Below are 23,068 nucleotides of genomic sequence, written 5' to 3'. Positions count from 1 at the left end.
AGCGAAGACAATCAGCAGATTCTGCATACCTTTGTAAATGCTCGTCGCGGCGGGATACTGACCCGCTTGCAAGGCATGTCCAACGCAGGACTTTATAGACAGACCACACCTGGCAACCTGGCATTGGTACTAGCAGCTATCCTCGGAAAACTCTGAACTTCGGAAAAGAACCATGGAACCACAGCAAACCGCTCGCAATTTGGTCTGGCAGGCAACGCAGGTCAAGGAGGACCAGCGCCGCACTCTGCTCAAGCAAAGCCCGGTCACGATGTGGATGACAGGGTTGAGCGGCTCAGGCAAATCGACCCTGGCTTTTGCTCTTGAAAAGCGGCTCATTGAAAGCGGGTACGCCTGCTTCGTTCTGGACGGCGATAATGTACGTCACGGTCTGAACCGTGACCTTGGCTTTTCTCCTGAAGCACGAACCGAGAACATCAGGCGTATCGCGGAAGTCGCCAGGCTCATGAATGCCGCCGGTCTTATCGTAATTACTTCCTTTATCTCTCCATACCGTGAAGATCGTGCAATGGCCCGTGAAATCATCGGCGACGAGGCGTTTCGCGAAATCCACATCAGTACCTCGTTGAAACACTGCGAGGAACGCGACCCCAAAGGCCTTTATTCAAAAGCCAGATCAGGGCTAATAAAAGAATTCACCGGAGTCTCCGCGCCCTATGAAGAACCCAGTCAAGCGAGCCTCAGCCTCGATACTTCTCTGTGCTCGGTGGAGCTCAGCACCGAGCGCATGCTTGCCTTGATCAAACCGTTTCTACTTCGAGGTTGACCCTGGGAAACCTAAATTTCAGGTCAGTCACCAAGACAGATCAATTCAGAACTGTACCGCTTGAAAAAACAGAATTAACAGGTTGCACCCAGTGAAAAATCTCGCCTAAATGGGTTGCACCCAGCTTTTTCACTTATGACCAGTACAGCTCTTTCAAATCCTGACCGAACAGTTACAAAGCAACCTATCTAATAGCACAACAATTTCATCCAGCTGTGACTACTGAGTCCCAGCCCCGCTCGGGATAATTTGCTCATCGAAAGCAAAACACCAGACCCGCCACAAGCGGAAGGATGACCACCATGGAACGTACCCTCAGTTCCGCCCTGCTTCAAACTCACAGCGTTGCCAGCGACAAATCAGCTTGGCCGCTCCGTGTGCTTGCCACCCTCAGCCTGTGGCAGCGCCGCATCGTCAGCCGTCGTCAACTGGCTCGACTGGATGCCCGCCTGCTTGCTGATGCCGGCATCACCGAAAATCAGCGTTACGTCGAACTGCAGAAGCCGTTCTGGCGCTGATACCCCGCTTTGCTCCATCCCTAAATTGGGATCTTCTGAGAGCTCCACCGTCTCTGCTGCGGTGGGGCTTTCGTTTTATTCGTGCCCTGCATATGCTGATTTGCCCGCCTCGTTAGCGGGGACGATGCGGTATTTTTGGAGCCTCGCCATGCATAGCAGAAACCTGATCAGCCTCTCCCTCCTGATGACACTGGCAAGCGCTGCCTCGGCCAGCAGTTTCGTTGCCACCACGGACACCCTCGGCAGTGCGTTGGCAGGTAGCGCCGAAGCCACTTCAGACGCTACGTCCTCGCTGCGCGATAGCAAGGTCGTGCATGCGGCCCAAGACGACGCCGCCAGCTTCGTTGCCAGCAATGGCGAGCTGCGCGGAGCACGCCTGGAAGCCGCGCTGCGTTATCTGCGCAGCCAGTCGCCGGATCTGCACAGCGCCAGCGATCTGCAGCTGGCAGGCGCCATCCTCTCGCGCTGATTGCCTCGCGTGGCTGCTGACCGCCGCGCCGCCGCCCCGTAAACTACGACGACTTCCACCCTGCCAGCGGAACCGCGCTGGCAGCGGTACGTCCAATTGTCCGTCCTGCAGTTCTCGGAGCCATCTGTCATGCGTCGTTCATTCGCCATCGCCATCACCGCCTGCGCCCTGTTCAGCGGTATCGCTCAGGCGCAAACCGTGGTCGCCACCAGTAACATCGTTGTGCGCGCCCTGGATCGCAGCATCAATTTCACATCCGACACCACCACATCGCTGCGCGACATGAAAGCCGTGGTGCAGGCTCGTGACGACGCCGCCAGCTTCGTCGCCAGCGCCGGTGAGATTCGTGGCGCGCAACTGGAAGCCGCGCTGCAGACTATTCGCCAGCAACTGCCCGAGGCGCAGGCCGCCAGCGACCTGCAACTGGCCGAAGCCATTCTCGCTCTGTGACCCACCTTCTCGCCTGGTGCTGCGGCGCGCTGCTGGCATTGGCCGCTGGCGTCGCCCAGGCGCAATTGCGTCTGACGCTGGAGGACAGCGCTCTCGACGCCGCGCAGCGCCAGGCGAGCCAGGCGCTGCTCAACGAGGCGATGGCTGCATTGCCGCCGCGCTTCATCCAGCGCCTGGATCGCGAAGTGAAGGTCAGCTGGCGCACCGGGCTGCCTGCGGAGGTGTACGGCCAGGTCGGACGCTTCAGCGGTATCGAACTGAATGCCGAACTGCTGCCCAGGCTGGTCGATGGCACGGCGGCTCGTAACCAGACCGGCCGCCCTCACGGTACTCAGCGCCAGGAGTTGCTGGCCACCCTAGTGCACGAGCTCACCCATCTCTATGATCGCGCACGCCTCTGGCCTGCGGGCGAGCGGCGCCACATCAACAGGTGCAGACAACGCGTCAGCTCGATGGGCCTGGTCGGGTTGCCTGAGGATTGCCGCGGCCAGAGCGAACGGCGTTTCACCCTTAGCGACGATCCACGGCTGCTCGACCTGGCCGGCTGGCAGCAACGGGTCGGCCAGCGTGGCGCGCGCGACCTGGACAACGGTCAGGTCGCCCGCAGCCCGGACAGCTACGAGCTGACCAATGCGCTGGAGTTCGTCGCGGTCAACCTCGAGTACTTTCTGCTCGACCCCAACTATGCCTGCCGCCGCCCCTCGCTGGCGCGCTATTTCCGTCAGCACTTCGACTGGACACCGGCCGGCGAGCCCTGCGCCAGCGACCACCCCTACCTCAATGCCGGGCGTGATTTTGCCGTTCAGCCTCTGGGCCGGCTCGATCCCGAGCGCGTATATGAGGTTGATTACCTGCTCGCCGAGGCCAACGATGCCTGGATGAGCCGCTGGGGCCACAGCATGCTGCGCCTGGTGGTCTGCGCGCCGGGGCGGCCGCGCGGCCCGGACTGCCGGCTGGATCTCGACCACCACCTGGTGCTCTCATACCGCGCCTTCGTCGGCGACCTACAGCTATCGAGCTGGGATGGACTGACCGGCGTCTATCCGTCGCGCCTGTTCGTCCTGCCGCTGGAGCAGGTGATTGACGAATACACCAAAGTGGAGCTGCGCAGCCTTGCCTCGGTGCCGCTGCGCCTGACGCGCGATGAGCTTGAACAAATGGTGGTACGCGCCGCCGAACAGCACTGGAGCTATGACGGCGACTACTACTTCGTCTCCAACAATTGCGCGGTGGAAACCCTCAAGTTGCTGCGCAGCGGCACCGGCAATCCGCGCCTGCAGGCGCTGGACAGCATCCTGCCCAACGGTCTGCTGGAGCTGATGGATGCTCGTGGCCTGGCTGACACCAGCGTGCTCGACGATCCGCGAGAAGCACTGCGCCTGGGCTATCGCTTCGACTCCTTCCGGGAACGCTACCAGGCCATGTTCCGCGTCCTGCGCGAGCGCCTGCCGATTCAGCAGGACAGCGTCGAAACCTGGCTGGAGCAGCCTGCACAGGATCGCAGCCAGTGGTTCGCCAAGGCCGATCTGCGCGCCAGCGCAGCCCTCTTGCTGCTGGAACAGGCCGCGCTGCGCCGGCAACTGCTGCTGGCCCAGGACGAACTCAAGCGCCGCTACCTCACCGGTCGTGCTGCTGGTGACCCGAGCCTGAACAAGGCCGGCGCCGCCCTGGAACAGATCCTCGCCAACAGCGGTTTTCTCAGCCGCCCTGCAGAGTTGCTCAAAGGGGGTTACGGCTTGCCGCAACAGGCCGAGTGGGAGCGCCTGGAAGCCAGCAGCCGTGACCGCCAGCAGCAGCTACGCCAACTCAGCGACGAGCTCGATGGCGAAGTTCGCAATCTGCTGCAACCCCACCGCCTGGCCGAGCTGGAAGCCAACGAGGCCAACCTGGTTGCGTTAGGCGCACACCTGCGTGCATTGCACAAGGCCAGTGGCGGCCTGGAGCTACCCTAGCCTCTTGAATAGCCTGGATGAAATCCGGGAAATCAATCTGCCCAGTCCCCGGATTGCATCCGGGCTACGGTCGACACCCTACGGAATCAACTCCTGATCTTCTTCCGGCAATTGCGGGTCGACCGTCAGCCAGGGCAGACGGCTGCCCACCCAGATGCCGATCTGCCGGTGCCTGCTCAGGCGCGTCCAGCGTAGCCACGGTCAGGTCCAGCGTATCCGGGCTGAGCGAGGTGAGCAGCGCCAGATGCGCGCCGCAGTCCGCGCAGAAATAACGCGTGCAGCTGGCCGATGTGGCGAACGCCTTCGGTGTACCTTGCAGCCAGCGAAACGCCTGGCGCGGTACCGTGACCCAGGTGGTGAGAATGCCGCCGCTGCTGCGCCGGCAGATCGAGCAGTGGCAATGGGCGATGTCTGTCAGCGGCGCATCGATCCGATAACGCAGCGCGCCGCACTGGCAGCCGCCCTGATGTTCGACCTTCATCCCGCCTCCGCCTTGCATTGCCCCGCGCCGCTGACCAAGATAGGCGCTTACCACCACCGGGGATTGCCGTGATAGACCTGTTGCTGGCCTTGTGGCCGCTGTTCGCCATGATAGTCGCCGGCTACTGGCTGCGCCTGCGCGAGTTCCCCAGCGAGGCCTTCTGGCCGGGCGCCGAACGCCTCAACTACTTCATTCTGTTCCCTGCGCTGTTGTTCTCCAGCCTGGCCCGTGCGCCGCTGAACAACCCGGCACTGCCGCGCCTGGCCCTGGCGGTGCTGCTCGGCCTAGGCATCGCCTGGCTGGTGCTGCTACTGGTACGTCGTCTGCGAGGCTGGCCAGCGGGGCGTTTTGGCGCCTTCACGCAAGGCATCCTGCGCTTCAACACTTATCTGGGCCTGGCTGCGGTCGGCAGTCTGTTCGGTCAGGAAGGCCTGACGCTCGCCGCCCTGATGCTGGCCCTGATGGTGCCGACGGTAAACGTGCTGTCGGTCTGGTCGCTGACCGCGGAGCGTGGCGTCAGCGTGCGTAGCCTGCTGCTGCCGATCATCAAGAATCCGCTGATCCTCGCCTGCCTCGGCGGCGCGCTGTTCAACCTTACGGGCATCGGCCTGCCGGGTGGCACCGACCGCCTGCTCAGCCTGCTCGCCGCCGCCAGCTTGCCTTTGGGCCTGCTCTGCGTCGGTGCGGCACTCAAGCCGGAACAGCTGGGCGGAGAAATCCCGGCGCTGACCTGGAACAGCGCCCTGCGCCTGCTGGCAATGCCGCTACTGGCCTGGGGTGTAGCCTGGGCGCTGGCGCTGCCGGCCATGGAAACCGCGGTGCTGGTGCTGTTCTTCGCTCTGCCCACGGCGCCCACCGCCTACGTGCTGACCCGCCAGCTCGGCGGCGACAGCCAACTGATGGCCGGCATCATTACCTTGCAGACGCTGCTGGCGGCGGGCAGCCTGGTGGCGATCATGATGGTGCTGGCCTGATTGGCCAGCTAGGCGCTACTCCACGTAGCGCTCGATCAGTCGCTGATAGTCTCCGCGCGCCTTGAGCGCCGCGAATCCACGGTCGAAGCGCTCGATCAGTTCGGCCGCGCGCGGATGCTGACGTGAGACGATGAAGTGCAGCGTATTGTGCTGAAACGCGGCTTGCGAGCGATGGAACGCGCCTGCGTCGGCGCCGGTGGAGCGCAACGCACTTTCGCCCAGATGACGATCAGCGATGAACAGGTCGTCACGCTGCAACAGCAGCAGCCGCGCGCACTCCTTTAGCCCGAGCGGTGAATGGCGGCGCAGCACGCCCTGCTCGATCAGTTGCTGGATCGCCTCTGGCGCCTGCCAGCCCAACGGATAACAGAGGCGGCGGCCCGCCATGGCCGGCAGATCAGCGAGTTCGATGGCGTCGCCCGCGCGGCTGTAAAGGAACTGGTCGGCCTCATAAATCGGCGCCGAATAGAGGAAATCCGCCTCGCGCTCGGCCGAGGGCACATAGGGAAAGGTGGCGTCGTATTCGCCGCGCCTGGCCTTCAGGTAGCCGCGGTTCCACGGCAGCCAGTCGAGCGTGATCGCCATGCCCTCCTCGGCCAGTGCCGCGCGTACCACCTGAGTAAGCATGCCCTGCCCCACCAGTGCCTTGCCGGTGAAAGGCGCATAATCATCCCCCGTGGCCAGATGCAGCACCTCGGCTCGCGCCGATGCGCACACCAGCAGACTGAACAAAGTCGCCCGCCAAAATCCCACCATCGATCTCCAGTCATTGGCGTGCAATTGCCTTGCGCCTTGAGCATGGACTCTCACTCCAGCAAGCGAGGCTGTCCAGTGCAAAAAGCCATAGGGCGACCATTCACGCCCTTATCTTGATACGCAACAACTGAATTGGCAGGACGCCGGCTATCCTTGCTGGACCACGAAGCAACCGCGACACGCCGATGAACGACACCAGCCCCAACGACCAGCCCGACGTTTTCCCCTATCTGCAGCTGATGCACCAACATGCCGGCTCGGACCTGTTCTTCAGCGTCGGCGCACCGCCGCACATGAAGGTCGAGGGGCACAGCCAGCCGGTCGGCCAGCGCAGCATGAAGGCCGGCGACGTGCAGCAACTGGCCTATCAGTTGATGACGCAAAAGCAGATCGCCGAGTTCGAACGCGACCTGGAGATGAACCTGGCAGTCAGCCTGCAAGGCGCCGGGCGCTATCGCGTCAATGTCTATTACCAGCGCGGTGAAGTGGCCATGGTGGTGCGCCTGATCAAGAGCCAGATTCCCAGCTTCGAGGCGCTCGGCCTGCCCAAGTTGCTGGAGAAGCTGGCCATGCAGGACCGCGGACTGATTCTGGTCACCGGCGCGGCAGGCTCGGGCAAGTCCACCACCCTGGCGGCGATGCTGGATTTTCGCAATCGCCACAAGAGCGGGCATATCGTCTGCATCGAAGACCCCATCGAATTTCTCCACAACCATCAACGCTCGATCATCGACCAGCGTGAAGTAGGCCTCGATACCCACAGCTTCGACGACGCCCTGCGCAACGTGCTGCGCGAGGCACCGGACGTGATCATGCTCGGCGAGATCCGCGACGCCGCCACCATGCAGCACGCCCTGCACTACGCCGAAACCGGCCATTTGTGCGTCGCCACCCTGCATGCCACCAGCAGCAGCCACGCCATCGAACGCATCGCCCGCTTCTTCCCCGATGATGCTCGCAAGCAAGTGCTGGCCGACGTGGCGCACAACCTGCTCGCGGTGATCGGCCAGCGTCTGGTGCCGGGCATCGAACAGAAGCGTGTGGTGGCGGTGGAGCTGATGCTGGGCACGCCCTACATCCGCGATCTGATCCAGCGCGACGAGCTGGATGAACTGCGCGAGGCCATCGCCCGGGCCGCCGAGCAGGGTTTGCAGACCTTCGACCAGCATCTGTTCGCCCTGCTCGAAGCCGGCCGCATCAGCTTGGCCGAAGCGCTCAAGTTCGCCGACTCGCGCACCGATCTCAGCCTCAAGTTCAAGCTCGAGCGCGGTTTCTCCGCCGACGACGCCGAGATGAAGGTGCTGCGGGACGGTTGAAAGCCCGATTCGCGGACGAGTCCGCTCCCACAAGCAGCGATTTGCATACCCGCAAATGAATTTGATCAGTGCAGCTGGCAGCTGTAGGGCGGACTTGTCCGTGAATGATCCGAACTACGGAGATACAGGAGCACTGACACCGGGCGCATGACCACGGTGCGAACGCCTCGGCAGGGCTGTTTTCCTAGATGACTGGCGCATCGGCGATTTCCGGCCGATGCTCATCTCTACAGGCCGAAACCATAACGTCTAATCGGCCGTCGTTCAGGGGGGCCGATTTATGCTGACCCTGCTGCATTTGCTGTCAGCCATTGCCCTGCTGGTCTGGGGCACCCACATCGTACGCACCGGCATCCTGCGCGTGTTTGGCTCGCAGCTGCGTAAGGTGCTCAGCCACAACATAGACCGCCGGCCGCTGGCGTTCGTCGCCGGCATCGGCGTCACGGCGCTGGTGCAGAGCAGCAACGCCACCGCGCTGCTGGTCACTTCCTTCGTCGCCCAGGGCCTGATGGCGCTGGCGCCGGGGCTGGCGATCATGCTCGGCGCCGATGTCGGCACCGCGCTGATGGCGCGCGTACTAACCCTCGACCTGAGCTGGCTGAGCCCGTTGCTGATCTTTCTCGGGGTGATTTTCTTTCTCTCGCGGCGGCAGACCCGCGCCGGCCAGCTTGGTCGCGTCGCCATCGGCCTGGGGCTGATGCTGCTGGCGTTGGAGCTGATCGTCGCCGCCGCCACGCCGATCACCGAGGCGCGTGGCATTCGCGTGCTGTTCGCCTCACTGACCGGCGACCTGCTGCTCGATGCCCTGGTCGGCGCGCTGTTCGCCCTGCTCACCTATTCCAGCCTGGCAGCGGTGCTGCTCACCGCAACCCTGGCCGGCGCCGGGCTGATCAGCCTGCCGGTGGCCATCGGCCTGGTGATCGGCGCCAACATCGGCAGCGGCCTGCTGGCCTTTCTCACCAGCAGCCTGCAGAACCCCGCCGGGCGCCGTGTGGCGCTGGGCAGCCTGATCTACAAGCTGATCGGGCTGCTGTTGGTGCTGCCCGTGCTGCAGCAGTTGGCCGAATGGTTGGACAGCCTGAACTGGCGCGCGGCGGAGCTGGTGATCTTTTTTCATCTGCTTTACAACAGCCTGCGCGCGGTACTGATGTTGCCCAGCGTCGGACTGATGGCGCGCTTCTGCAACTGGCTGCTGCCGGACCGTGCCGACGACAGCGGCGTCGCTCGCCCACGCCACCTCGATCCGACGGCGTTGGCCACGCCGAGTCTGGCGCTGGCCAATGCCGTGCGGGAAACCCTGCGCGTCGGCGACAAGATCGAAGCCATGCTCGGCCGCCTGTTGCCGGTGCTGGAACAGAACCAGCCGGCGCTGAACAAGGAGCTGCGCAGCCTCAATGATGATGTCGCCAGCCTGTGCCGCGCGGTCAAGCTGTACCTGGCGCAGATCCCGCGCGAGGCGCTGAGCGAGCAGGAAAGCCGGCGCTGGGCGGAAATTCTCGAACTGGCGGTGAATCTGGAGCAGGCCGGCGACCTGATCGAGCGCATGCTCGGCAAGATCCAGAACGAGAAAACGGCGCAGCGTCGGGCCTTCTCCGAGAAGGGGCTGGAGGAACTCACAAGCCTGCACGGGCAACTGATGGCCAACCTGCGCCTGGGGCTGAACGTGTTCCTCAGCGCCGATCAGGCCAGCGCCAGCCAGCTGCTGCGCGAGAAGCGCCGCTTCCGCGCGCAGGAGCGGCGCCTGGCCCATGCGCATATCGGCCGGCTGCAACGTCAAGTCGTGCAGAGCCTCGAGACCAGCTCCCTGCACCTGGAGCTGATCGCCGACATGAAGCGGCTCAACTCGCTGTTCTGCACCAGCGCCTACGTGGTACTCGAGGGTCGCGAGACCGGCGCCCTCAAGCTCGAAGGCGGCGAGTGACTCAGTCGGCGCTGCTCACCCGCTCCGGCACGGCCGGCTCGACGCCGCGCCAGGCATACCAGGCGAAGAACAGCGCCATCAGCAGATAGCCGTGGACGAAGTCCGGCGCGGCGTACCACGCCAGCTTCGGCGCGTGCATCAGACCGACGAAAGCCATGACCGACGCCACCAGGGCGAAGGCGGTGGCGCGGCGGAACTGGCGATCAATCACCGTCACGCACATGGCCCCGAGCAGGATGGCGCTGAACATCGCGCCCTGTCCCAACGCGCCGATGGCGCTGGAAATGCCCTCGACCACCTCGGGCGCGCCGCGGTTGAAACGGGTCGCCAGGTAGTTGGCGAAATACGGCAGCATCGCCAGCGCCACGGCCGGGTAGTAACGGGCGTGGTTGCTGTTAAACGCCGTGGCGATCATCGACATGCCGACGAACACCAGGATCGGCGCCACCACCGACACCGGAATCAGCGCGGCGATGAAGGCGATCAGGCCGAACATGGTCGCCACGCCATACACCGCGCCGTTGAGCAGGCTGTAACCGCGCCCCGCGCCCATCCACTTCGAGCCCACGGTGGCGATGTACACCGTGGTGGGGAACACCCCGCCGAACAGCGCACCGAGCGAGGTGCCGAGACCGTCCACGGCCTGGCACTCGCGCACGCTGTAGCTGTCACCGGCGGCGCTCATGGCCTCGACGTTGTTCATGGTCTCGATGGCGTTGTACAGGGTGATCGGCAGGATCACCGTCATCAGCGCCAGCAGGCTGGTGAACAGCAGGCCCAGGCCTTCGTACCAGGCCAGGTTGGGCAGCAGCGGGTAGAAACCCAGGTGGGTGAAGGCATCACTGAACTTGCCGCCGTCCGCCGCGCCGATCAGGTAAGCCAGTGCCGTACCGACGATGATGGCGAACAGCGAGGCAGGCAGCCGGAACGGCATGCTCACCCGCGCCACCAGGCCGACGATGGTGATGGCCAGTACCAGCAGGCCGATCACCGGAATCTCAAGGGTCTTGAATAGCATTTCCCCGGCGATGAAGGTCAGTGCCACCCCGGCCACCGCGCCGAGCATGGCGGCACGCGGCAGATGGCGCTGCACCCAGTTGCCGATCAGGCTGATGGCCGCCTCGATCAGACCGCTGATGAAGCACGCGGCCACCGCCACCTTCCAGGCCAGCTCGGCATCGCCGGTCAGGTTCTTCGCCGGCAGCAGCACGCCGAACAGGAAGACGAACATCACCGGCGTGCTGATGCCGTAGGACAGCGCGGTGACGTCGGCGCGGTTCTCCTTACGGGCCAGGCGCGCAGCGCTCCAGGCGTAGTAGAAGTTTCCGGCCATCACCGCCACGGCAGCCCCAGGCAACACCTGGCCGAATACGATCTCGGCGGGAAAGCCCATGCCCAGCATGCTGATAGCGATGATCACGAAGTTGGCGATGTTGTTCTGGAACAGGGCGAAGAAGGCATCGGTGTCCTCCTTCTTGTACCAGGGGTAGTGCACACGCGGCGTCGACATGACTGGCTGAGTCCTTGTTCTCTGCTTGGTCAGGGTGGCGAGTCTAGCAACCCGCCGACACGGCATAAACGAACAAGGCAGCCGAAGCTGCCTTGTTTCGGTCTCAGCCGCGCTCTACGCGGGCTTGGCGACCATACGGCGGCGCTGCAGCAGCACCACCAGGCCGAACAGCAGGAAGCCCGGAATCCACATCAGCTCCTTGATCCAGCGGTCGGTCGGTGCCCGCACGTTGACGATCTGCTGGTCGAACTCCAGCCCGGCATCGGCGGCCATGCTGCCGAAGGTAACGCTGTCCACCAGTACCTTGTCGCCTTCCTCGTAGAGGTTCAGGCCGAGCTTCTCCAGACGCTCCTGACCCGAGGCACCATCGGGCACCGGCAGCAGCACGGTGAACTCGCGCGGATCACCCACGGCGTTCTCGCCGAGAATGCGCAAGCGCAGCGAGCTGCCGTCCTCGACGCCATCAAGTGCCTGCGCCAGTTCGGCCGGCGGCACGTCCTGATAAGGGTCGTGCAGCATGTCCATCCAGAAACCGGGGCGGAACAGGGTGAAGGCCACCAGGAGCAGCAATGCGCTTTCGTACAGACGGCTGCGCACCAGGAAGAAACCCTGGGTGCCGGCGGCGAAGATCAGCATGGCGATGGTCGCCACGATGAAGATGATCACGCCATGCCAGAAGTCGACATCGATCAGCAGCAGGTCGGTATTGAAGATGAACAGGAACGGCAGCGCGGCGGTGCGCAGGCTGTAGAAGAACGCCACCAGGCCGGTCTTGATCGGATCGCCCTTGGACACAGCCGCCGCGGCGAACGAGGCCAGCCCCACCGGCGGCGTCACGTCGGCCATGATGCCGAAGTAGAAGACGAACAGATGCACCGCGATCAGCGGCACGATCAGGCCGTTCTGCTGCCCCAGCGCCACCACCACCGGCGCCAGCAGGCTGGATACCACGATGTAGTTGGCCGTGGTCGGCAGGCCCATGCCGAGGATCAGGCTGAACACCGCCACCAGGATCAGCATCAGCAGCAGGTTGCCCATCGACAGCAGCTCGACCAGATCGGCCAGCACCAGGCCGACGCCGGTTTGCGAAACCGCGCCGACGATGACACCGGCCGCCGCGGTGGCGATACCGATGCCGATCATATTGCGCGCACCGGCGATCAGGCCTTCGCGCAGATCGACCACACCATCGATGAAGGTGCCATGCTCATGGCTGCCATCACGGCGCATCCAGCTCAGCAGCGGGCGCTGGGTCAGCAGGATGATGATCAGCATCACGCTGCCCCAGAAGGCCGACAGGCCGGGGGACAGACGCTCGATCATCAGGCACCAGACCAGCACCACCACCGGCAGCAGGAAGTGCAGGCCCGAGAGCAGTACCGCGCGGGTCTGCGGCAGCTCTTCCAACGGCGCGTTGGGGTCTTCCGGCGGCAGTACCGGTACGCTGGCCGCGACTTTCAGCAGCGCCAGGTACACCACCGCGAGCAGCACGCCGATCACCGGCAGGGCGTACTCACCGAGCGCCGGCTTGAGCCAGCCGAGGCCATAGTAGACCGCCAGCGACAGACCGCTGATCAGCGCTGCACCGAAGGCGAAACCGGTCAGGCGACGCAGCCAGGGCTTGGGCTGATGACCACCGATGGGCTGCAGGCCGAGCTTCAGCGATTCCAGGTGAACGATATACAGCAGCGCGATATAGGAAATCGCGGCGGGCAGGAAAGCGTGCTTGATGATCTCGACATAGGACATGCCGATGTACTCGACCATCAGGAAGGCCGCAGCCCCCATCACCGGCGGCATGATCTGGCCGTTGACCGAGGAGGCCACTTCGACCGCGCCGGCCTTCTCCGAGGAGAAGCCGGTGCGCTTCATCATCGGTATGGTGAAGGTACCGGTGGTGACCACGTTGGCGATCGACGAGCCGGAGATCATCCCGGTCAGGCCGGAAGCCAGCACTGCCGCCTTGGCCGGGCCACCACGGAAGTGGCCAAGCAGGCTGAACGCCAGCTGGATGAAGTAATGCCCGGCGCCGGCACGTTCGAGCAACGCGCCGAATAATACGAAGAGGAACACGAAGCTGGTGGATACGCCCAGGGCGATACCGAACACGCCTTCGGTGGTGATCCATTGGTGGTTGGCCAAGGCGGTGAAGCTGACGCCACGGTGTGCCAACAGACCCGGCATGTAGGGGCCGGCCACGCTGTAGATGAGAAACACCAGGGCAATGATCGCCAGGGGTGGGCCAAGCGCACGGCGCGTGGCTTCCAGCAGCAGGGGTATGCCAATGCAGGCGGTGACCAGGTCTGCCGTGGTCAGGCTGCCGGGGCGCAGGGCCAGCTGCTGATAGAAAATGAACAGGTAGGCGGCACTGGCTGCGGCGACCAGGCCAAGGGCGATATCCAGCAGCGGCACACGATTACGCGGCGACTTCTTGAACGCCGGGTAGGCGAGAAACGCTAGCAGCAAGGCGAATGCCAGGTGAATGGCGCGGGTCTGGGTATCGTTGAGCACGCCGAAGCCGAAAATGAACGGCAGCGGCGAAGCGATCCATAACTGGAACAGTGACCAGAGCAAGGCGAGGCCGGCGATCACCCGGGCCATCAGGCCTGCGGGCGAACGCGCGCCGACATCCTGGGCGATCAGTTCCTCGGTGGATAATTGTTTTTCGGCCATAGGGTCGTACACCTACGTTGTCATTCGGATAAAAACGGCGAGCCCCTCGCTGACGGAGGGGCCCGGTTTTTGAGCCTGTAACAGGGGCTCTGAGCGCGCAGTTTACCTATCCCAGCTCAACTGCGCCCGTTATCGAAGAGTTTAGAGCCCAGCCGGAGACTCTCCACCCCGGCTAGAGCCAGCCCTTTTCCTTGTAGAAACGTATTGCCCCGTCATGCATAGGGGCCGTCAGCCCCGCTTTTATCATGTCCTCGGCCTGCAGATCGGCAAAGGCCGGATGCAGTCGCTTGAAGCGCTCCAGGTTATCGAACACCGACTTGACCAACTGGTAGACGACCTCGGGATCGGTCTTGGCCGAAGTGGCCAGCACCGCTTTACCGCCGATGGACGGAACGGCCTGATCCACGCCAGGATAGACACCCGCCGGGATATCCGCCCTGGTGAAGTAGCTGGCCTGCGCCAGGAGCTTGTCGATATCAGGGCCAGTGACCGGAATCAGGCGAGTTTGCACGGTCGCCATGGCCTCCTGGATGGCACCACTCGGATGACCGACCACATAGGTGATGGCATCCAGATTGTTGTCCCCCAGTGCGGCCGCCATCTCGGCAGGTTTGAGTTCAGCGGCGAGGGCGAAGTCGGACTTGCTCCAGCCGTTGGCCTGGATCACCTCATCGAAGGTATCGCGACTGCCAGAGCCCGGCACGACGATATTCACCCGCTTGCCCTTGAGGTNNCGGCGAAGGTCTCGATACCGCTGTCTGCACGGGCGACTACCGTGAGGATCTCGCTCTGCAGGGAGAAGACCACGCGCAGATCTTCGACAGCGCCATCCTGGCCGAAAGGCGGCTGGCCGGAGAGCGCCTTGTTCTGGTGATCGGACTGGATGAACCCGAAGTCGTAGTCGCCGCTCTTGATCGAGGCGATGTTGCTGACGCTGCCCGCGGAAGACGGCGCGTTGCATTTGATGCCGTGCTCAGTAGCACTGCGATTGAGGAACCGACAGATCGACTGTCCGGCTGTGTAATAAACGCCCGTCTGTCCACCGGTGCCGATGGTCACGTAACGCTCCTGAGCGACCAGGGGGCTGCTCAGCAAGGTACTGCCCATGACGCAGGCCAGAAAGCCCATGATTCGATGCTGCTGCATATCAACGTCCTCGTGTTGTTGTTTTTTCGAACGATGTAACCAATGCGGCCGTCAAGCCGCCTTACGCACTGCAATGACCATAATCTCGACCAGAACATCGGCAGAAGCCAGACGTGCCTCGACCGTAGCCCGAGCAGGCGCGCAGCCGGCCGGCAGCCAATCACTCCAGACCGCGTTCATGGCGGCAAAATCCTTCTCGATGTCTTTCAGCCAGATCTGCGCGCTGAGCATGTGACTTCGATCAGATCCCGCCTCGGTCAGCAGTGCGTCGATCTTTTCCAGCACCTGGGCGGTCTGCCCTGCTACATCCTGGCTGCGGTCACTCGGCACCTGGCCAGAGAGAAAAACCAGATCGGAGAAGAGCGTCGCACCGGAAAGGCGGTCGTTGGTCTGAATACGTTGCACGGACATGGCAAACTCCTGCTGTTGTGAATGTTCGGGTGTTCTCAGGACGCCAACTGCATGCCATCGAGAGCAATCGCCGGTTGTTGCTGGCCTATCAGTTGCGTCAGCACCTCGGCGCTGCCGCAGGCCAGGGTGAAGCCCAGGCTGCCATGGCCGACGTTCAGCCAGAGATTACCGATACCGCTGGCACCCAGCAGTGGCGTGCCCTCCGGCGTCGCCGGGCGCATTCCCGCCCAGGTCTCGGCAGCCGCGTAATCGCCCGCGCGAGGAAAGCTGGCCTGGGCCAGCTGTCTCAACTCGGCCAGCCGATCAGGGTCTGGCGTGGCATCCCAGCCGCCGATATCGACCATTGCGGCAACCCGCAAGCGCTCGCCCAGGCGGGCGTAGACCACCTTGTGGTCGTAATCGGTGACGTTGGTCTCCGGGCCCGCTGCACGGTCGGCCAGCGGCAGGGTGAGGCTGTAGCCCTTGAGCGGGTAAATCGGCAGTCGCAAGCCCAGCAGGCGGAGCAAGGCCACGCTGCCGACACCGGCTGCGACCACCACATGATCGACCTCCAGCTCCCCGTCATGCAGCGCCACGGCCCTCACCCTGCCGTTCTCCAAAGGTATTGCGGTGACCCGCTGCCCGGCATGCAGGCGGAACGAAGGATTGCTGCGCAGCTTGCGCAGCAGCTGCCGGCAAAACTGATGACAATCACCGACCTCGTCGCCGGCGGCGAAGACGCCGCCTTGGAATCGTCCGGCCAACCCCTCCAGAGCCGGCTCCAGCTCAAGGCATTGATCGGCATCGAGCAGGCGTTGATGCGCCGACTCACCGGCTGCGCTGCGCGCCTTGTTCCAGTTCGCAGCATTGCGGTAAATCACCAGCTTGCCATTGGCGCGCCAGGAGAAATCATCCAGCGCCTCATGCTCACGCCAGCCCTGCAGTACCGACTGGCTATATAACGCCAGGCGCAGCAGGTGCGCGCCATTGCGCTGGTTCACCGAGCGACGGCAAGCCAGCAGGAAACGCAGGCACCATTGCCACTGATGCGGGCTCAGGCTGGGGCGAAAACGCAGCGGGGCATTGCCCTGCAGCATCCAGGACAGCGCCTGCAGCGGCACACCGGCATCGGCCAAGGGTGAAACATAGCGATAACTGAGCTGACCGCCGTTGGCGAAGCTGGTCTCCAGCGCTACTTCCTCACGCTGCTCGATCAGATCCACCCGATACCCTTGACGCAGCAGCGCGTAGGCCGTGCTCAGCCCTATCACCCCACCGCCGATAACCGCGACCCGCATGATCCATCCCCCGCATCTGAATGAATTCAGGGTATGGAGGGGCGAAACGGGCGGCCAATGAAAAGATGGCGGCAGCCCATAACCCTGGGTTATGTTCCCTCGACCACGCGGGACCACGGATTGCTCATGCGCCTACGCCACGTCGAACTGTTTCAGGCAGTCCTGCAGACCGGGAGCCTCACGGCAGCGGCAGAGCTGCTGCACATCTCCCAGCCGGCGGCCAGCAAGATTCTTCAGCATGCCGAACAGCAGCTGGGGTTTGCTCTGTTCAGCCGTGTACGCGGCAAGCTGCTGCCTACCGCCGAAGCGCGAATACTGCAGCAACAGACCGAACGCCTCGCGGCCGAACTGCAGGATCTGCGGCGCCTGTCCGATAGCCTGCGCCGCGGCGAGGAACGGGCACTGCGCCTGATCTGCACCCCCACCCTGGCGCAAACCCTGCTGCCTGACGTGGTATGCGGCTGGCGCGCCGATTTTCCGCACACCCGATGCGACCTCGCGACCCAGCACACCAGCGAAATCATCCAGGCACTGTTGCTGCGCGAGGCCGATCTGGGCCTGACGCTGCAACGCGTGGAGCACCCAGGCCTGCACACGGAAGTGCTGACTCAGGGACGGATGATGGCCATCGCCCCACCGGGTTGGTGGAGTGACCAGGAATGCGCGACGCCCATGCGCCTGCAGAACATGGCGGGGCTCAGCCTGATCGGCCTGGACACACGCGACGCATTGGGCGGCCTGCTGCGCGGGCACATCCAGGAGCTGGACCCGCCTGCTCGTATCGACATTTCGGTACAGACCTACCAACTGGCCCGCATGCTGGTGGCCGCTGGGCAGGGGCTGGCCCTGGTCGACCCGTTCACGGCCTTATCACGCAATCTCGGAGAGGTTCAGGCCCGCCCGCTGGAGCCCGTGATCCCCGTGCCCCTGTACCTGTTGCGGCGCTTTGACGAGACGCCCTCTGCAGCTCAGCAAGCCCTGCTGAAACGTCTGCAGACGCTGGCCATCGACCTGCTCGATGAGCAGGGCTGAGACAAACCCGAGGCAAAAGAAAACCGCGGCCTGGGCCGCGGTTTCGTTATCGCCGGAACGCTGACTTACAGCCAGCCGCGCTCTTTGTAGTAACGCTCGGCGCCTTCGTGCAGCGGGGCAGTCAGACCGACCTTGATCATGTCCTCTTCCTTCAGGTCAGCGAAGGCCGGGTGCAGACGCTTGAAGCGATCAATGTTGTCGAACACCGACTTGACCAGTTGGTAGACCACTTCCGGGTCAGCCTTGGCGCTGGTGGACAGCACGGCCTTGCCGCCGATGGACGGGGTCGGCTGATCGTTACCCTTGTACAGACCACCCGGGATATCAGCCTTGGTGTAGTAGGACTTCTCGGCCAGCAGCTTGTCGATCTCGGCGCCGGTAACCGGTACCAGAACGGCGTCGGTGGTGGTGGTGGCTTCCTGGATCGCGCCGTTGGGATGACCGACGAAGTAGGTCATGGCGTCGATGTTGTTGTCGCCCAGGGCGCTGGCCTGTTCGGCCGGCTTCAGCTCGGCAGCCAGAGCGAAGGCGGAACGGTCCCAGCCTTTGACGGCGAGGATTTCTTCCAGGGTGTCGCGCTGACCGGAACCCGGGTTGCCGACGTTGACGCGCTTGCCCTTGAGGTCATCGAAGCCTTTGATGTTGGCATCACGACGGGCGAGGATGGTGAACACTTCGCTCTGCAGCGAGAACACCGCACGGATGTCGTTCATCGCACCTTCGGCTTCGAACGGCGCAGCGCCGTTGAGGGCCTTGAACTGGTGGTCGGACTGCATGATGCCGAAATTGAATTCGCCGCTGCGAATGCCGTTCACGTTGGCCACACCGCCACCGCTGGCCGGGGCGTTGCACTTGATACCGTGCTCGGCCGAGCCACGGTTGAGGAAGCGGCAGATGGACTGACCGGCCACGTAGTAGACGCCTGTCTGGCCGCCGGTGCCGATGGTGACGAACTTCTCTTCGGCCTGTGCCATGCCACTCAGGGCAGTGCCCGCGAGCGCGGCGGACAGGACCCATGCCAAGGATTTGCCTTTCATGGGAAATCTCCTTTTTTTCTGTTGTTTTTGAGCGAGCGCGCCTTGTGAGCGACGTCCGGGTGGGAAGTCTAACCGCTCACAGCGAATATGCACGCTTTGTTGCTCAATCGGTCGTAACCGCTTGTGAGACGCTCTCCGGAAACCTTCCCGTACGATCCCTGCCACTGCGGCCAGAGCGAGCGGGCCATGCGTCGATTCACCGCGACCCGGACTGATCCTGATCAATAAATCGCCAGTGGCCACATCCTAGTATTGCTAGCCAATTGCCACGTAGCGCGACCGTCATGCCTCAGACCCACCTGCTGCTCAGCCTGCCGGACACCGCGTCCAGCCAGCAAATCGCCTATCTGCTGCGTCGTCAGGCGCCTCACTGCCAGGTCATCGATAGCCTCGACAGCTGCCGGCAGCAGCCGCTGTGTCGCTGGCTGCAACGCTTGCCGGTGGGCAGCCTGGGCGATGTCCAAAGCAATCTCGACGACGCCATCGAGGTGCTCGAACGTACCCGGCACGCGTTCAAGTCGGGCCAGCTGGCCGAGCTGCGCAAGCGCCTGAGCCGGCTGCGTGAAGAGTTGTCCGCGCTGGGGCAATGCGGTAAAAGCTAGCCGCAGTAGGTTCCGCCCCGCGCGGAGACCGGCTTTGCCGGGCAGGACACAGGGCCTGCAAGACAGAGCGCCGCTGGCCGCCTTCCTTCGAGGAAGCGCGGCCAGCGGCGCTTTTTTTTGCGCTGAGGAAAAGCACGAGGCTGAGATGGGCAACGAACAAGAGTTTCTAGACCTGCTGCAACACATCGCTCCAGATCTGGATGAGCTGCGTCAGCGCCTGCGTTTTCTCGACTGGAGCCAGGTCGACAACGAGCGTCTGGCACGTTGTGCGCAGCGGGTCGAGCGCGCCAACCAGAACTTCGTCGATACCCTCTATCAGGAACTCGTCGATTATCCGGCGCCAACAGCGATTCTTGGCGACAGGACCGTCATCGAACGTCTCAAGCAGCGCCAAGCCGACTACTACCGCGGCCTCTGGCAAAGCCCGCTGGATGAGGCCTACGTCCTGGAGCGGCTGCGCATCGGCTGGGTCCACCAGCGCGTAGGCGTCGACCTGAAGTGGTACCTCGGCGCCTATCGCCTGTACCTGGATCGCCTGCTCGGGGAACTGCTCGGCTCCTCGGTGGCCAGCGACTGTTTCTCCAGCCTGATCAAGAAGGTGTTCTTCGATATCGGCCTGGCCCTGGACAGCTACGGCGCCGCCCAGCGCAAGGCGCTGCAGGACAGCGAAGCGCGCTATGCCCGCGCCATGCGCGGCGCCAATGACGGACTGTGGGAATGGCAGCTGGAGCAGGACCAGCTGTACCTCTCCGAACGCTGGATTCGCATGCTCGATCTCGACCGCGACAGCCTCTCGCCCACCAGCCAGAGCTGGTTCAGCCGCGTTCACAGTGACGACCTGCCCGGCCTGCGCCAGGCCATCGACAATCACCTGCGCGGCCTGTCGCCCTTCCTCCATCACGAGTACCGCATCCGCCGCCGCGACGGCAGCTACCTCTGGGTGCTGGTGCGCGGCGTCGCCGATATCTGCAGCAGCGGCCTGCGGCGTATCGCCGGCTCGCAGAGCGACATCAGCCAACGCCGCGCCGCGGAAGAACGACTGCACCATGCCGCGCGCCACGATCCGCTCACTGGCCTGGCCAACCGCGCCCGCCTCAGCGAGCTGCTGCAACAGGCCGTGCAACGCCGGCAGCGCCCCGGCGCCCGCGAGGCCGCCCTGCTGTTCATTGACCTGGATCGCTTCAAGCTGATCAACGACAGCCTCGGCCACCAGACCGGCGACCGCGTGCTGGTGGAAGTCGCCGAACGCCTCAGCCACTGCCTGCGTCCGGGCGATCACCTGGCGCGCTTCGGCGGCGACGAGTTCGTCGCCCTGCTCGACGACCTGGCCTGCATGGGCGATGCCGAGCGGGCGCCCAGCGCATGCTCGACAGCCTGCACGTGCCGCTACGGCTGCCGGAGCAGACCTTGTCGGTCAGCGCCAGCATCGGCATCGCTGCGCTGCAGGAGAGCGGCCAGCCACTCGACCCGCTGCAGGCGGCCGATCTGGCGCTGTACCGCGCCAAGAGCGCGGGCAAGGCCCAGTTCGCCCGCTACAGCAATGAACTGCAGCAGCAGGCGCAGCGCCAGCTGGAACTGCAAAGCGCGCTCGCCCAAGCCAATGCCCGCGGCGAGCTGCGCCTGGTGTACCAACCGATCTGCCAGCTGGACGGCAACCAGCCACGTTTGATCGGGGTGGAAGCCCTGCTGCGCTGGCAACATCAAGGATGTGATATCTCGCCGCTGGAGTTCATCCCCTGCCTGGAAGAGTCCGGCGAGATTCTTGCGGTCGGTGACTGGGTGCTGCAGCAGGCATGCAGCCAGGTACGCACCTGGCAGTTGGGCGGGCAGCCGCACTTGCGCTGCTCGGTCAACCTGTCCAGCCGCCAGCTGCAGCAGAGCGACTTCGCTGCACGCGTTGCCGATATCCTCCGGCACAGCGGGCTGCCGCCATCGAGCCTGGTGCTGGAAATCACCGAAAGCCAGCTGATGGAGGACAGCGCGCAGAACCTGGCCTGCCTGCGCGAACTGGCCAGCCTCGGCATCCAGCTGGCGCTCGACGATTTCGGCACCGGCTACTCCTCGCTCGGCTACCTCAAGCGCTTCCCGTTGCACATCATCAAGGTGGACAAGAGCTTTATCGCTGGCGCGCCGCAGGACAGCGAGTCGCTGGCCATCAGCCGGGCGATCATTGGTCTGGGCCACAGCCTGGGCCTGGCGGTGGTGGCCGAGGGCGTGGAAAAGCAGGCGCAGCTCGATTTTCTCTGCAGCGAAGGTTGTCACTACGCACAGGGTTACTGGTTCAGCCCGCCGCGAGCACCGCACGAGTTGCAGCGCCTGTTCAGCGGCGAGGACTGCTTCGATGGCCTGTGGTGTCAGTTGCACACAGAAGGCGTGCAGACATGAAGCGCAACCTGCCGGTGAGCGGCCGCCAGATTCCGGTACCGCCGCAGACCAACATCCTCTCCACGACCGATCTCAAGGGCGCGCTGACCTACGTCAACGCGGACTTCGTCGCCATCAGCGGCTTCAGCGAAGGCGAGCTGCTCGGCTACAACCACAATATCGTGCGCCACCCGGACATGCCGCCCGCCGCCTTCGCCCACCTGTGGCAGACGCTCAAGGCCGGTCGCTCGTGGATGGGCCTGGTGAAGAACCGCTGCAAGAATGGCGATCACTACTGGGTCAGCGCCTACGTCACACCGATGCGCCGCGACGGGCAGGTGGTCGAGTACCAGTCCGTGCGTACCGCCGCCAGCGCAGCACAAGTCGCCGCCGCCGAGGCGCTGTATGCCGAACTGCTGGCAGGCCGTACGCCAAGTGCCTTACGCCGGCCGTTGCTGGGGCCGGACCGGCGCCTGGCGCTGCTCGGCCTGCTAATGCCGCCTGTGGGCGCGCTGCTCACCAGCGTGGCGCTGGGCCTGCCGCCGCTGCCGCAACTGGCCGCCGGTGCGTTGCTGGGGCTGGCGCTGGGAGGCGTCATCCAGCACACCCTGCGGCCGCTGCGGGGCCTGGCCGAGATGGCCCGACGGCATGCCGACAACCCGCTGAGCCAGGTCCTCTACAGCGGACGCCGTGATGACTTCGGCGCCATCGACTTCGCCCTGCAAAGCCTGCAAGCCGAAGCCGGTGCAGTGGTCGGGCGCATCGCCGACTCGGCCCGGCAGCTCAGCGGCGAGGCCGGGCAACTGGCCGGTGCGGTGGAGCATCACAACAGCGCCACCCTGCAACAGCGCCAGGAAACCGAACAGGTCGCCAGTGCCATGGGGCAAATGGCGGCGAGCGTCCAGGAAGTGGCGCGCAACGCCCAGCTCAGCGCCAGCGCGGCCAGTGCTGCGGATCAGGAGACCGGCGATGGTCGCCAACTGGTGGAGGATACCCGCAGACAGATCGCCACTCTCGCCGAGGCGCTGCAGGCCAGCCATGCCCAGGTACGCCAACTGGCCGACAGCAGCCGAGAGATCGGCACGGTGCTCACGGTGATCGGCGACATCGCCGAGCGCACCAACCTGCTTGCCCTCAATGCCGCCATCGAGGCGGCCCGTGCCGGCGACGCCGGTCGTGGTTTCGCCGTGGTCGCCGACGAAGTGCGCGCGCTGGCCCGGCGCACCCAGGCGGCCACCAGCGAGATCGATGCCATCATCGGCGGCCTGCAGAGCACTATCGACGGCAGCGTCGCCGCGATGACCGATAGCCAGCAGCACGCTCAGGGCATTGCCGGCCAGGCGCAACAAGCTGCCGAGGCGCTGAGCGGGATCAGCGAGCGGGTCAGCCAGATCA

The 23,068-nt window shown here is 64.2% G+C and carries 17 protein-coding genes and 3 pseudogenes; 12 read left to right on the top strand and 8 right to left on the bottom strand.

Going from position 1 to position 23,068, the window contains the following annotated elements; genetic code table 11:
- Positions 1–172: 172 nt before the first annotated feature.
- The 5 genes from cysC to B3P22_RS17675 all read left to right on the top strand — a co-directional run bounded on the left by cysC (position 173) and on the right by B3P22_RS17675 (position 4,173).
- Entirely contained in the window at positions 173–784 is a 612-nt protein-coding gene (cysC, locus tag B3P22_RS17695) for an adenylyl-sulfate kinase (protein ID WP_296271888.1), read from the top strand.
- Positions 785–1,086: 302 nt separating this feature from the next.
- Positions 1,087–1,302: a DUF1127 domain-containing protein gene (locus B3P22_RS17690; RefSeq protein ID WP_275546423.1), complete on the top strand. Its 216-nt coding sequence runs from the start codon at positions 1,087–1,089 to the stop codon at positions 1,300–1,302.
- 148 nt (positions 1,303–1,450) lie between these two features.
- Positions 1,451–1,771 carry a DUF2388 domain-containing protein gene (locus B3P22_RS17685; RefSeq protein WP_296271887.1) on the top strand — a complete coding sequence of 107 codons (321 nt, stop codon included), beginning with the start codon at positions 1,451–1,453 and terminating at the stop codon, positions 1,769–1,771.
- Between the two features lie 129 nt (positions 1,772–1,900).
- Positions 1,901–2,221 (top strand): DUF2388 domain-containing protein, encoded by a 321-nt coding sequence (locus B3P22_RS17680; protein WP_197858833.1) that lies wholly within the window; start codon positions 1,901–1,903, stop codon positions 2,219–2,221.
- Positions 2,218–4,173, top strand: a complete 1,956-nt coding sequence (locus B3P22_RS17675; protein ID WP_296271886.1) for a DUF4105 domain-containing protein — start codon at positions 2,218–2,220, stop codon at positions 4,171–4,173. The genes B3P22_RS17680 and B3P22_RS17675 overlap by 4 nt, the downstream gene beginning before the upstream one ends.
- 78 nt (positions 4,174–4,251) lie before the next feature.
- On the opposite strand, the pseudogene B3P22_RS17670 reads toward B3P22_RS17675, so the two are convergent.
- A pseudogene (locus tag B3P22_RS17670) lies at positions 4,252–4,654 on the bottom strand (GFA family protein).
- Between the two features lie 107 nt (positions 4,655–4,761).
- On the opposite strand from B3P22_RS17670, the gene B3P22_RS17665 reads away from it, so the two are divergent.
- Complete coding sequence (locus B3P22_RS17665) at positions 4,762–5,628, top strand: AEC family transporter (protein WP_296271889.1); 867 nt, start codon at positions 4,762–4,764, stop codon at positions 5,626–5,628.
- A 15-nt stretch (positions 5,629–5,643) separates the two neighbouring features.
- On the opposite strand, the gene B3P22_RS17660 is transcribed toward B3P22_RS17665, so the two are convergent.
- Positions 5,644–6,408, bottom strand: coding sequence for a substrate-binding periplasmic protein (locus tag B3P22_RS17660; RefSeq protein WP_296271885.1), 765 nt, complete (start codon positions 6,406–6,408; stop codon positions 5,644–5,646).
- Positions 6,409–6,569: 161 nt separating this feature from the next.
- Between B3P22_RS17660 and B3P22_RS17655 the strand changes: the two genes are divergently transcribed.
- Entirely contained in the window at positions 6,570–7,700 is a 1,131-nt protein-coding gene (locus B3P22_RS17655; RefSeq protein WP_296271884.1) for a PilT/PilU family type 4a pilus ATPase, read from the top strand.
- Positions 7,701–7,980: 280 nt separating this feature from the next.
- Positions 7,981–9,621 (top strand): Na/Pi cotransporter family protein, encoded by a 1,641-nt coding sequence (locus B3P22_RS17650; protein ID WP_296271883.1) that lies wholly within the window; start codon positions 7,981–7,983, stop codon positions 9,619–9,621.
- 1 nt (position 9,622) lies between these two features.
- Here the strand turns inward: B3P22_RS17650 and B3P22_RS17645 are convergent, their stop codons facing one another.
- The 5 genes and pseudogenes from B3P22_RS17645 to B3P22_RS17625 form a co-directional block, all read right to left on the bottom strand.
- Positions 9,623–11,131 (bottom strand): NCS2 family permease, encoded by a 1,509-nt coding sequence (locus B3P22_RS17645; protein ID WP_296271882.1) that lies wholly within the window; start codon positions 11,129–11,131, stop codon positions 9,623–9,625.
- A 114-nt stretch (positions 11,132–11,245) separates the two neighbouring features.
- Entirely contained in the window at positions 11,246–13,804 is a 2,559-nt protein-coding gene (locus tag B3P22_RS17640) for a TRAP transporter permease (RefSeq protein ID WP_296271881.1), read from the bottom strand.
- 172 nt (positions 13,805–13,976) lie between these two features.
- Positions 13,977–14,950: pseudogene (locus B3P22_RS17635) on the bottom strand (TAXI family TRAP transporter solute-binding subunit).
- A gap of 51 nt (positions 14,951–15,001) precedes the next feature.
- The gene (locus tag B3P22_RS17630) at positions 15,002–15,361 is read right to left on the bottom strand and encodes a RidA family protein (protein ID WP_296271880.1); all 360 of its coding nucleotides are present in this window, start codon (positions 15,359–15,361) and stop codon (positions 15,002–15,004) included.
- Between the two features lie 35 nt (positions 15,362–15,396).
- Positions 15,397–16,638, bottom strand: coding sequence for a D-amino acid dehydrogenase (locus tag B3P22_RS17625; RefSeq protein ID WP_296271879.1), 1,242 nt, complete (start codon positions 16,636–16,638; stop codon positions 15,397–15,399).
- 126 nt (positions 16,639–16,764) lie between these two features.
- On the opposite strand from B3P22_RS17625, the gene B3P22_RS17620 reads away from it, so the two are divergent.
- A complete protein-coding gene (locus B3P22_RS17620; protein WP_296271878.1) occupies positions 16,765–17,670 on the top strand; it encodes a LysR family transcriptional regulator in 906 nt (301 codons plus the stop codon).
- 65 nt (positions 17,671–17,735) lie between these two features.
- Here B3P22_RS17620 and B3P22_RS17615 read toward each other — a convergent pair whose 3' ends face one another.
- Positions 17,736–18,707, bottom strand: coding sequence for a TAXI family TRAP transporter solute-binding subunit (locus tag B3P22_RS17615; protein ID WP_197858845.1), 972 nt, complete (start codon positions 18,705–18,707; stop codon positions 17,736–17,738).
- Between the two features lie 284 nt (positions 18,708–18,991).
- On the opposite strand from B3P22_RS17615, the gene B3P22_RS17610 reads away from it, so the two are divergent.
- From B3P22_RS17610 to B3P22_RS17600, 3 genes and pseudogenes are all read left to right on the top strand, one after another.
- Positions 18,992–19,309 (top strand): hypothetical protein, encoded by a 318-nt coding sequence (locus B3P22_RS17610; RefSeq protein ID WP_296271877.1) that lies wholly within the window; start codon positions 18,992–18,994, stop codon positions 19,307–19,309.
- A 145-nt stretch (positions 19,310–19,454) separates the two neighbouring features.
- Positions 19,455–21,694, top strand: a pseudogene (locus B3P22_RS17605) (putative bifunctional diguanylate cyclase/phosphodiesterase).
- Positions 21,691–23,068 (top strand): methyl-accepting chemotaxis protein (locus tag B3P22_RS17600; protein ID WP_296271876.1); only part of this gene is annotated, 1,378 nt, incomplete at its 3' end. The pseudogene B3P22_RS17605 and the gene B3P22_RS17600, both read left to right, overlap by 4 nt.

The organism is Pseudomonas sp. UBA6323 (assembly GCF_002439135.1).
Classification (GTDB): domain Bacteria; phylum Pseudomonadota; class Gammaproteobacteria; order Pseudomonadales; family Pseudomonadaceae; genus Aquipseudomonas.
Note: the sequence above shows the minus strand (reverse complement) of the source record. Positions and strands in the feature narration are given on the sequence as shown.